This window comes from Kineococcus indalonis, assembly GCF_009906395.1.
GTDB lineage: Bacteria > Actinomycetota > Actinomycetes > Actinomycetales > Kineococcaceae > Kineococcus > Kineococcus indalonis.
The window spans coordinates 1-10,247 of the sequence record NZ_JAAALM010000087.1 but is presented as its reverse complement, the minus strand read 5'-3'; the positions used below and the strand labels follow the sequence as shown (position 1 = coordinate 10,247).

Here is a 10,247-nt window from a genome sequence, read left to right as displayed (position 1 = left end):
GGACACCGGCCAGCTCAGCGACCCCGCGGCGGGGGGCTGCTCAGCGCTGGACCGCGCCGACCGCGGGGTCGCTGAGCTGGCCGGTGTCCAGGACCTCCGCGGCGACGTCGCGCAGCTTGCGGTTGGCGTTCTGGGAGACCCGGCGCAGCTCCAGCATGGCCTGCTCGCGGGTCAGCTTGCGCAGCGCCATGAGCACGCCGACCGCGGCGCCGATGTCCCGGTTGGAGGCGACGGCCTCCTCCAGGTTCAGCGCGCGGCGGCGGTGCGCGAACGCCGAGAGGCTGCCGGCGGCCACCGCCTGCAGGACGCCCGCGCGGGCGCGCTGGTCGGGGTCGAAACCCGCCGGGGCGGCCGCGTACAGGTTCAGGCCCGCCGCCCACTCCAGGTCGTCCACGGGCACCAGCGGCGAGGACAGCACGCTGCGCACGCCCAGCTCGGTGAAGGAGCGCGTCACCCGCGGCCAGCGCCCCTCGGCGGCCGTGTCCTCGACGTGCACCCGGCACCCCGAGGCGATGGCCTCCAGGCAGGGCCCCTGGCCCGCGGCGTACTGCGCGTCGTCGGCGCGGCGGGGGACGTCGCCGGAGCCGGCCACGGTGGTGACCCGCTGACCGCGCCGCACCGTCACGCTGGCTCCCAGCAGGCCGGGCAGCGCGGCCTCGGCCGCCCTGACGACGGCTTCGCACGCCTCCGCCGCCTCCTGCGCCCCGCGCACCTCCTCGTGCAGGCGGTGGGCGACGGCCGCGAGGGCCGCGACCCGCTCCTCGGGGTTCGCCGGGTCGCTGACCGACGTCACTGGTGGCCTCCTGCCACGTCCGTGGAGGCTCTTGCTTGAACCGTGGGGTCCGAGGATAGTCGACCACCCGTGCGCAGGGTGCGACCGGCTCAGTCGCCGGCGCCGCCGCCCCGCTCGTCGTCCTGCACGGGCGCCACGACCAGCTCGGCGGACACCGCCCGGGACACGCACGGCATCACGTACCGGGGGCGCTCGGCCTCGGTGAGCACCAGGTCCCGGTGCTCCGCCTCCCCGGCCAGCAGCCGCAGCCGGCACGTCCCGCAGGTCCCCGAGGCGCAGGAGGCGTCCACGTCGGCGCCGGCGCGCTCCAGCGCCGCCAGCAGCGTGACGTCCGCGCCCACCTCCACCCGCGCGCCCGTGGGCGCCCACACCGCGGTGAACGGCGCCCGGCGCCCGCCGAGGGCGTCGACGCCGGCGAAGTCCTCCACGTGCACGCGGCTGGGCCGCCAGTGCGCCGTCAGCGCCAGCACCTCGCCCACCAGGGCGCTCGGCCCGCAGCAGTACACGCGCGCGTCGTCGTCGGGCTCGGCCAGGTACGGCCACAGGTCCAGCCGGCCGTGCAGGGCGCTGTGGTGCAGCACCGAGCCGTCGGCGGAGAACTCCTCCAGGAACGCGGTCTCCTCGGGGCTGCGCGTCAGGTACAGCACGCTCACCTGCGCGCCGCCGCGCTCGCGCAGCTCGCCCACCATCGAGCGCACCGGGGTGATGCCGATGCCGCCGGCGATGAACAGGTAGCGCTTCGCGCGGCGCAGCGGGAACGCGTTCGCCGGCTGCGAGACGGCCAGCTCGTCGCCGGGGCGCACGTCGTCGTGCATGCTCACCGAGCCCCCGCGCCCGTCCGGGTCGCGCTGCACGCACAGCACGTAGCGCCGCGGGGCGCGCGAGCCCGGCTCGACCAGGCTGTAGCTGCGCCGGGGCCCGGCGGGGGTGCTCACGCTCACGTGCGCGCCGCTGCGGTACCCCGGCAGCGGCGCGCCGGCGGGGTCCACCAGCACGAAGCGGCGCACCGAGGGCGTCAGGTCCTGCGCCTCGGCCACCCGCAGGCGCAGGTCCTCAGGCACGCACCGCTCCCCCCACGGCCAGGGTGCCGCCGGCGAGCACCTCGACGTACAGGCCCATGTGCTCGTGGCCGTACTCGCGCGCGAGCAGCTGCGGCACCGGCAGGTCGCGCCGGCCGGTGCCCGGGTCCACCTCGGTGGCCGCGCAGCGCACCGTGGGGAACGCCCCGCGCACCCGCACCCCGCCCAGGTCGAACTCGGCGCCGACCAGGTCCTGCTCGCCCCACGCGGGCAGGCCGTCGAGGTGGACGTTGGCGCGGAAGCGCAGCGGGTCCACCCGCGCGCCGACCCGGGCGGCGAACTCGCGCACCGAGGCCAGGTTGAGCACCGAGACGAGCTCCATCGCGGCGTCCCCGCCCGGGGCGGTGTCGGTGAAGCGCCGGCCCTCCTCGTGCGCCCACACCGGGTGCACCCCCGGCGGCAGGTCCAGCACGCGGGCGAACAGCTCCAGCACCGCCCGCACCCCCTCGCCGGTGCGCAGGTCCGCGCGCAGCACCTCGTGCTCGCGCACCGCGACGGTGAACGTGCCGGTGGCGGTGTCCAGGTGGGTGCGCAGCCCCGCCAGGCGCGCCTCGGCGACCAGGACGAAGAACTGCCGCTTGGCGATGCCGCGCCGCACGCCGGGGGCGTACTCCCCGCCGGGGCGGGCCAGCGCGAAGGCGCGGTCGTGCGGGAAGGCCCGCCCGGCGCTCAGCTCCACCTCGCGCAGCGGCTGCGGGCTCAGGCCCTTGACCGGGTAGACGTGCAGCGCCTCCACCCGGCCCGTCGCGGTGCTCACCGGCGCCACGGTAGCGAGCCGGCACCGCCGCGGACCGCGCCGTCCGGCTGCGCGGCGTCGGCGGAGCACTACCCTGCTCACCGTGACGAGCGTCCTGGGCACGGCGGGTGAGAAGCGGATCCTGGTGGCCGCGCTGGAGGAGCAGCGCCAGGCGGTGCTGTGGCGGCTGGAGGGCCTCGACGACGAGCGGCTGCGCCGGCCCGTGGTCGGCTCCGGCGCCTCGCTGCTGGGCCTGGTCAAGCACCTGGCCTCGCTGGAGTACGTCTGGCTCGGGCGGGTCTTCGAGCGCCCCAGCGACGAGGTGCCCGCCGAGGCTCTCGCGCAGGACCCGCAGGCCGAGTGGCGCGTGCACCCCTGGGAGACGGCCGGGGGGGTGCTGTCCTACTACGAGCGGGCCCGCGCCGCCTCCGACGCCGTCGTCGCCGGGCTGAAGCTCACCGACCGCGGCACCGCCCCGGGCGGCGACGCCGTCTCGCTGCGCTGGGTGCTGGTGCACCTGGTGGGGCTGACCGCCGGCCACGCCGGGCGCGCCGACCTGGCCCGCGAGCAGCTCGACGGCCGCACCGGCGAGCGCCCGGCCGCCTGAGGGGGCCCGCGCACCCGCCCGCGGCGGAGGTCGCGGGCGCGCCGGGGGTGAAGGTCGCCGGTGCGCGTGCCGATGGGGGGACGTGGCCCCTTCGCGCGCGCGCTCGCTGCGCTCCCAGCTCCTGGTCCCCGGTGCGGGGGCCGTCGTCCTGACCGCCGGCCTGCTCAGCGGCCTGACCGCCTGGCAGGTCGGCGACCTCGCCGACGCCACCTCCGGCGACGTGCGGGCGATGTCCGAGCAGTCGCTGCGCGACGCCGGCGGGCAGGTGACCACCACCGTGGCCACCCAGGCCGAGGCCGTGCAGGACAAGCTCGACGCCGACCTGCGCGTGACGAACGACCGGCTGCTGTCGCTGGGCGCACCGCACCTGGAGGGCTCGGCGACGTGGACGGCGACCAACCAGGTCACCAAGCAGGCCTCGCAGGTCACCCTGCCGCAGCTGCGCTTCGGCGGCGCGTGGCTGGGCCAGCAGTCCGACCCCGCCGTCGCGGTCCCCGGCGTGGACGAGGCCGCCCGGCTCACCGGCGCCGCCACCACCGTCTTCCAGCGCGTCAACGAGGCCGGCGACATGCTGCGGGTGGCGACCACGGTCGTCGGCGCCAGCGGCAAGCGCAACATCGGCACCTACATCCCCGCCGTCAAGGACGACGGCAGCGCCAACCCCGTCGTCGCGGCGCTGGTGGCCGGGAAGACCTACCACGGCACCGCCACGGTCGCCGACCAGCAGTACGTCACCGTCTACGAGCCGCTCGTCGTGGACGGCGCCGTCGTGGGCGCCGTGTTCGTGGGCCTGCCGCAGGCCGACGTCACCGCCGACCTGCGCGAGCGCCTGGCCGCCTCCACCGTGGGCCGCACCGGCCAGTACGCGGTGTTCTCCAGCGCCGCCGCCTCCCGCGGCACGGCCGTGGTCGCGCCCGACGGCGCCACCGACGGCGAGGAGATGCTGGAGGCCCGCGACGCGCACGGCGAGCCCTACGTGGAGCGCCTGCTGGAGCTGGCCGCGGAGCTGCCCGACGGCGGGTTCACCACCACCACCGTCGACCTGCCCTCCGGCCGGCAGACCGTGGGCGTCTCGCGCTACGGCGCCTACGACTGGGTGGTCACCAGCTGGCTGCCGGAGGCGGACACCGCCACCGTCACGGACCGCATCGCCGCCGAGCGCGGCGCGCTGGTGCGCGACAACGTGCTCGCCGGCCTGGCCATCGCGGCCGTGCTCGGCGTGCTCATCGCCCTGCTGGCCCGCGGCCTGGTGCGCCGCATCGAGCACCTGACCGGCGTGCTGCGCCGCGTGGCGGCGCGCGACCTGTCCGTGGACGCCTCCGCCGACGAGCGCACCGACGAGATCGGGGAGATGGGCCGCGCCCTGCGCGACGCGGTCACCGGCATGCGCGAGGCGGTCACGGCCATGAGCCGCGGCGCGCAGCGCCTGACGGGCACCGCCAGCGTCCTGGAGGGCGCCAGCGCCCAGCTGGCCCGCACCGCCGACAGCACCGCCGGGGAGATCGGCCAGGTCGCCGGCGACGCCGGCGGCGTCTCCGAGGGCGTGCGCGACGTCGCCGAGGCCGTCGAGCAGCTGCGCACCGCCGCCGACGAGGTCGCCTCCACCACCAGCGGCGTCACGGTCGTGGCGGCCGAGGCGGTGCAGCTGGCGCAGGCGGCCACGGGCACCGTGGAGCGCCTGGGCGGCTCCTCGCAGCAGATCGCCGACGTGCTGCGCACCATCACCGCGATCGCGGGGCAGACGAACCTGCTGGCGCTCAACGCCACCATCGAGGCGGCGCGCGCGGGGGAGGCCGGCGCCGGCTTCGCCGTCGTGGCCGAGGAGGTCAAGGAGCTGGCGCGCCAGACCGCGCAGGCCACCGAGGAGATCGCCCCGACGCTGACGGCGGTGCAGGCCGAGGCCGCCGCCGTGCGCGCCGACATCGACTCCATCACGCGCACCATCGCGCACATCGACGCCCAGCAGGCCACGATCGCCTCGGCGGTGGCGCAGCAGCTGGCGACGACCACCTCGATCGGGGCGACCCTGCAGAGCGCCGCGGCCAGCTCCGGCGGCATCGCGGGCGCGCTGTCGGCGACGGCGGGCTCGGTGGCGGGCACCACCGCCCAGGTCGGCTCGGTGCGCTCGGCGGTCACCGAGCTGGGCCAGGTGGCCGCGGACCTGGAGACGGCCACCCGCCAGTTCACCCTCTGAGCGACCCGCCCGCGCACCGCCGCACCGCGCACCGCCGCCCCGCGACCCGCCGTCCCGCACGCCCCGCCCACCGGGCCGGGGGTCAGGGGCGGCGGGTCGCGGCGCGCGCGGCCACCGGGGAGGGTTCGCGCGGCGCGTCGAAGCGGCGCTGCAGCTCCAGGGTGACGGCGTAGCCGTAGACGGTGAGCGCGGTGAGCACCCACAGCCACAGGCACACCGCGACCGCCCCGCCCACCTGCGTGTACCCGCCGAAGGGCGAGCCGAGGTCGACGGGGATGGCCAGGAAGAGCACGAAGCCCTGCAGGAAGCCGGAGACGAACGCGCCGGTGGCGTAGCCGCCCCACAGGCTGGCGCGCCAGCCCGGCCGCACCGGCCCCAGCACCCGGTAGACGTACACCAGCACCGGGGAGACGACGAGCCAGTCGACGTTCAGGGCGACGTACACGGCCAGCACCGGGCCGGGCAGCCCGCCGGAGCCGAACCAGTCCGCCAGGAACGGGGCGACCTCCAGCACCGCCAGGAAGCCCACCGGCGCCAGCAGCAGCAGCGGCGCGGCGCGCAGGCGCACCCCCCACGAGCCGATCCGCCCGCGCACCGGCCGCGGGGGCGGCTGCGGGAAGCGGACGCTGACGCGCGCGAAGCCGCGGCGCAGCCCCTCGCCGTAGACGGTGGCCGGCACGAGGGCGACGACCACCGCCAGCCAGCCCACGCCCACGGCGGTGCGCACCAGGTCGCCCACGACGCGGCCGGCGCCCTGCGCGGTGGGCAGCGCCCGGCCCACCGCGTCGCCGAGCTCGACGACGCGCTCGGGCCCGAGCACCGCGGCGAGCAGGCGCACCGAGACGACCAGGGAGGGCACCAGGGCGATCGCGGCGTAGAACGTCACGCCCGCGGAGACCAGGGACAGGTCGTGCCCGTGCAGGCGGGTGCGCACGTCCGCGAACAGCGAGCGCAGCCAGGTGACGCGCCCGGGGGTGCGGCTCACACGCCCGCCGGCACGGCAGCGGCGGCCCGGCGGGGGGCGCCGGCCGGGGCGGGCACGCTCAGCGGCGCGCCGCGCGGGGCGCGGCCCCCGCGGTAGGCGCGCCGGTAGGCGGTGGGGGTGGTGCCCACCAGGCGCAGGAAGTGCTGGCGCAGCATGGCGGCGGAGGAGAAGCCGCAGCGGCGGGCGACCTCGTCCACGCTCTGGTCGCCCTCCTCCAGCAGCAGCCGGGCGGCGCCCACGCGCTGCTCCAGCAGCCAGCGGTGCGGGGTGACGCCGGTCTCGGCGCGGAAGCGGCGGGCGAAGGTGCGCGGGGACATGGCCGCCGCGCGCGCCCAGCGCGCGACGTCCAGCTCGGTGTCCAGGTGGGCCGCGGCCCAGGTCAGGGCCTGCTGCAGGGACTCGTCGGCGCAGGGCCGCACGGGCGCCTCGACGTACTGCGCCTGCCCGCCGTCGCGGTGCGGGGGCACCACCATGCGCCGGGCGACGGCGGTGGCCACGGCGCTGCCGAGGCGCTCGCGCACCAGGTGCAGGCACAGGTCGATGCCGGCGGCGGTGCCGGCGCTGGTGGCGACGGGACCGTCGATCACGTAGAGGACGTCGGGCACGACCTGCACGGCGGGGAACTCGCGGGCCAGCTGCGCGGCGTAGCGGTGGTGGGTGGTGGCGCGCCGGCCGTCGAGGTAGCCGCCGCGGGCCAGGGTGAAGGCGCCGCTGCACAGGCTGGCGACGGTGGCGCCGCGGGCCAGGGCGGCGTCCAGGTGCGGGGCCAGGACGTCGGCGGCGGGCCCGCGCAGCCCGTGGGAGGGGCCGATGACGACGAGGTCGGCGGAGTCGAGCGGTCCCAGGCCGTGGTCGGGGGTCATGGTGAAGCCCTGCGCCGAGCGCACGGGGGCGCCGCCGGGGGCGCACACGGAGAACTCGAACGCGGGCACGCCGTCCTCGGTGCGGTCGATGCCGAAGACCTCGCACGGGATGGCGAACTCGAACGCGGAGAAGCCCTCGCCGACGACCACGGCGACCGAGCGCAGGGGGTGCACGCGGCCAGTGTGCCAGCGCCCGGCCCGGTTGGCAGGATGACGACGAACATCGGCAGAACTGCCACTCGGCGGCGGCGCGCGCCCGGCGCACCCTCGTCCCCATGAGCACCCACGACCTCGCCGTGACCGCACTCCTCGTCCTGCCGCCCCTGCTGGGCCCCCTGGCCTGGTTCTTCGGCGCCGACTCCCGCGCCTCGAACGGGTGGACCGGCGAGAGCTTCACCGCCTTCGAGCGCCCCGACCGCGGCCCGGCCGCGGCGGAGCGCGCCCGCCCCTGCTGAGGACCGCTCAGGCCACCAGGCCCAGCCGGCGCAGCTCCACGCCCAGGTCGTGCGGGTTCGTGGCGGCCTGCTGGGCGTCCTCCAGCGCCACGACCCCGTCGCGCACCAGCGTCACGAGGTGCTGGTCGAAGGTCTGCATGCGGTAGTAGCCGCCCTCGCGGATCAGGTCCGTGATGTGGTGGGTCTTCTCCGGGTCCGCGATCGCGTCGGCCACGCGGCCGGTGTTGACGCAGACCTCCATCACCACGCAGCGGCCGCGGCCGTCGGCGCGCGGCACCAGGCGCTGGCAGACGATGCCGCGCAGCGAGCCGGCCAGCGCCAGGCGCACCTGCTTCTGCTCGTGCGGCGGGAAGAAGTCGATGATCCGCGAGATCGTCTCCGCCGCGTCGATGGTGTGCAGCGTGGACATCACGAAGTGGCCGGTCTCGGCCGCCGACAGGGCCGCCTTGACCGTCTCGGTGTCGCGCATCTCCCCCACGAGGATCACGTCGGGGTCCTGGCGCATCGCCGCGCGCAGGCCCGTGGTGAAGTCCGCGGTGTCCAGCCGCACCTCGCGCTGGCTGATCAGGGACAGCTTGTCCGTGTGCAGGATCTCGATGGGGTCCTCGAGGGTCAGGATGTTGCTCTCGCGCGTGGAGTTGATGTGGTCGATCATCCCGGCCAGGGTCGTGGACTTGCCCGAGCCCGTGGGGCCGGTCACCAGCAGCAGGCCGCGCGGCTCCAGCGCCAGCTGCTCCAGCACCGCCGGCACGCCCAGCCCCGCCAGCGGCACGGGGTGCGCGGCCACCCGGCGCAGCACCAGGCCCACCGCCCCGCGCTGGCGGAAGGCGTTGACGCGGAAGCGGCTGCCGTCGGGCAGGCTGTGCGCGAAGTCGGCCTCCTGGGTGCGGGCGAACTCCTCCACCAGGTCCGGGCGCAGGATCTGCCGCAGCATCTCCTCGGTGTCCTGCGCGCTCAGCGCCGGCGCCTGCAGCTGGCGCAGCCGGCCGTCGATGCGCACCCGCGGCGCGGAGCCGGCCTTGCAGTGCAGGTCCGAACCGCGCAGCTCGACCAGCGCCCGCAGGTAGGGGGTGATCAGGGGCTCGGCCCCGTCCCGCTGCGCCGCCGCGCCCGGCGGCTGGGTGGTCTGCGCGATCGTCACCCCGCCCGCATCGGGCTGCGGGAGCTGGACCTTGAGCACCCCTCACCCCGTGGGAGCATGGGAGGAGGAGATCTCGACAGGGAGGAGCAGCTGATGAGCAAGCGTGGCCGCAAGCGCCGCTCGCGCAAGGGGAACGCCGCCAACCACGGCAAGCGCCCCAACGCCTGAGCGAGCGCTCGGGAACCACGAGGGGCCCCGGACCAGCTGGTCCGGGGCCCCTCGTCGTGGTGCGGCGGCGCGGTGCTCAGCGCACCGTGGCGGTCACCTCGGTGATCTGCACGAGGATGCGGGCGCGCAGCTGCGTGGGGGCCGTCTCGCACGGGCAGCCGTCGCGGATGGCCCGCTTGAGCTCCTCGTCCTCGGCCAGCTGCTCCAGGCAGTGGGCGCACTCGGCCAGGTGCGACTTCAGCCGCTCGCAGTCGAGCTCGGCCATCTCGCCGTCGAGGTACTCGAAGGCGCGGTCGAGCACCTCGCGGCACTCCTGCTTCAGCGCCACCTCGCCGGCCGCGGCGAGCTGGACCTGCTCCTGCTGCTCCTGCGGCGCGGTCACGACGCCCCCTCCCCCACGCGCACGGCCCCCGACACGCCGCGGTCGGCCGCGTAGTCGCGCAGCAGCTCGCGCAGCTGGCGACGGCCGCGGTGCAGCCGCGACATCACGGTCCCGATCGGGGTGCCCATGATCTCGGCGATCTCCTTGTAGGCGAAGCCCTCGACGTCGGCGAGGTACACCGCCATCCGGAAGTCCTCGGGCACCTGCTGCAGGGCCCGCTTGACGTCGGAGTCGGGCAGGTGGTCCAGCGCCTCGGTCTCGGCCGAGCGCAGGCCCGAGGAGGTGTGGGACTCCGCCCGCGCCAGCTGCCAGTCCTCGATCTCGTCGGAGTGGGACTGCTGCGGCTCGCGCTGCTTCTTGCGGTACGTGTTGATGTACGTGTTCGTCAGGATCCGGTACAGCCAGGCCTTGAGGTTCGTGCCCGGGGCGTACTGGTGGAACGCGCCGTAGGCCTTGGCGAAGGCGTCCTGCACGAGGTCCTCGGCGTCGGAGGGGTTGCGCGTCATGCGCAGCGCCGCGGAGTAGAGCTGGTCGAGGAAGGGCAGCGCGTCGCGCTCGAAGCGCGCCGCGCGCTCGTCGGCGCTCTCCTCCGAGGGGGCCCTCGAGGTCTGTTCGGTCATCGCCCTCGAGCCTAGGCCCTCCCCGCGCCGCGCGCCCACGGCGCCGCCCGCACCGGCCGACGCCGCGCGGGCCGGGCCGCGCTCGTCGCGCCGGCCCGGGGGCCCCGCGGTGCGGCGGGACGCGGTGCGTGCACCCGTCTTGTCAGCCACCAGCATGTCCGCCACAACACCCCCGCCCGCGTGACCATTCCGTCACGGCGGGGGTGTTGTGGCGGACATGCTGG

12 protein-coding genes are annotated in these 10,247 nt (G+C 76.5%); 4 read left to right on the top strand and 8 right to left on the bottom strand.

The genetic code is table 11. From position 1 onward, the window contains the following. Positions 1-40 precede the first annotated feature (40 nt). The 3 genes from GTR00_RS25600 to GTR00_RS06645 form a co-directional block, all read right to left on the bottom strand. Complete coding sequence (locus GTR00_RS25600; protein WP_166610851.1) at positions 41-793, bottom strand: GAF and ANTAR domain-containing protein; 753 nt, start codon at positions 791-793, stop codon at positions 41-43. Positions 794-882: 89 nt separating this feature from the next. Then, positions 883-1,854: a PDR/VanB family oxidoreductase gene (locus GTR00_RS25595; protein WP_166610850.1), complete on the bottom strand. Its 972-nt coding sequence runs from the start codon at positions 1,852-1,854 to the stop codon at positions 883-885. After that, positions 1,847-2,629 carry an MOSC domain-containing protein gene (locus tag GTR00_RS06645; protein WP_166610849.1) on the bottom strand — a complete coding sequence of 261 codons (783 nt, stop codon included), beginning with the start codon at positions 2,627-2,629 and terminating at the stop codon, positions 1,847-1,849. Before GTR00_RS06645 ends, GTR00_RS25595 begins: the two co-directional genes overlap by 8 nt. Positions 2,630-2,711: 82 nt before the next feature. On the opposite strand from GTR00_RS06645, the gene GTR00_RS06640 reads away from it, so the two are divergent. Both GTR00_RS06640 and GTR00_RS06635 read left to right on the top strand, forming a co-directional pair. Next, positions 2,712-3,215 carry a DinB family protein gene (locus GTR00_RS06640; protein WP_166610848.1) on the top strand — a complete coding sequence of 168 codons (504 nt, stop codon included), beginning with the start codon at positions 2,712-2,714 and terminating at the stop codon, positions 3,213-3,215. A gap of 82 nt (positions 3,216-3,297) precedes the next feature. After that, positions 3,298-5,409 carry a methyl-accepting chemotaxis protein gene (locus tag GTR00_RS06635; protein WP_166610847.1) on the top strand — a complete coding sequence of 704 codons (2,112 nt, stop codon included), beginning with the start codon at positions 3,298-3,300 and terminating at the stop codon, positions 5,407-5,409. Positions 5,410-5,491: 82 nt separating this feature from the next. Here the strand turns inward: GTR00_RS06635 and GTR00_RS06630 are convergent, their stop codons facing one another. Next, positions 5,492-6,394, bottom strand: coding sequence for a YihY/virulence factor BrkB family protein (locus tag GTR00_RS06630; RefSeq protein ID WP_205705225.1), 903 nt, complete (start codon positions 6,392-6,394; stop codon positions 5,492-5,494). Then, positions 6,391-7,431 (bottom strand): GlxA family transcriptional regulator, encoded by a 1,041-nt coding sequence (locus tag GTR00_RS06625; RefSeq protein WP_323132280.1) that lies wholly within the window; start codon positions 7,429-7,431, stop codon positions 6,391-6,393. Before GTR00_RS06625 ends, GTR00_RS06630 begins: the two co-directional genes overlap by 4 nt. Before the next feature lie 101 nt (positions 7,432-7,532). Here GTR00_RS06625 and GTR00_RS06620 point away from each other — a divergent pair, with 101 nt between their 5' ends. After that, positions 7,533-7,712 (top strand): hypothetical protein, encoded by a 180-nt coding sequence (locus GTR00_RS06620; protein ID WP_166610846.1) that lies wholly within the window; start codon positions 7,533-7,535, stop codon positions 7,710-7,712. Positions 7,713-7,719: 7 nt separating this feature from the next. Here GTR00_RS06620 and GTR00_RS06615 read toward each other — a convergent pair whose 3' ends face one another. Further along, positions 7,720-8,847, bottom strand: a complete 1,128-nt coding sequence (locus GTR00_RS06615) for a type IV pilus twitching motility protein PilT (RefSeq protein ID WP_407659637.1) — start codon at positions 8,845-8,847, stop codon at positions 7,720-7,722. Positions 8,848-8,946: 99 nt separating this feature from the next. Between GTR00_RS06615 and GTR00_RS26295 the strand changes: the two genes are divergently transcribed. Continuing rightward, positions 8,947-9,021: a 50S ribosomal protein bL37 gene (locus GTR00_RS26295; RefSeq protein ID WP_099052597.1), complete on the top strand. Its 75-nt coding sequence runs from the start codon at positions 8,947-8,949 to the stop codon at positions 9,019-9,021. A gap of 76 nt (positions 9,022-9,097) precedes the next feature. Here the strand turns inward: GTR00_RS26295 and rsrA are convergent, their stop codons facing one another. Continuing rightward, complete coding sequence (gene rsrA, locus GTR00_RS23590) at positions 9,098-9,403, bottom strand: mycothiol system anti-sigma-R factor (protein WP_166610844.1); 306 nt, start codon at positions 9,401-9,403, stop codon at positions 9,098-9,100. Then, positions 9,400-10,179, bottom strand: coding sequence for a sigma-70 family RNA polymerase sigma factor (locus tag GTR00_RS06605; RefSeq protein WP_407659633.1), 780 nt, complete (start codon positions 10,177-10,179; stop codon positions 9,400-9,402). Before GTR00_RS06605 ends, rsrA begins: the two co-directional genes overlap by 4 nt. Positions 10,180-10,247 lie beyond the last annotated feature (68 nt).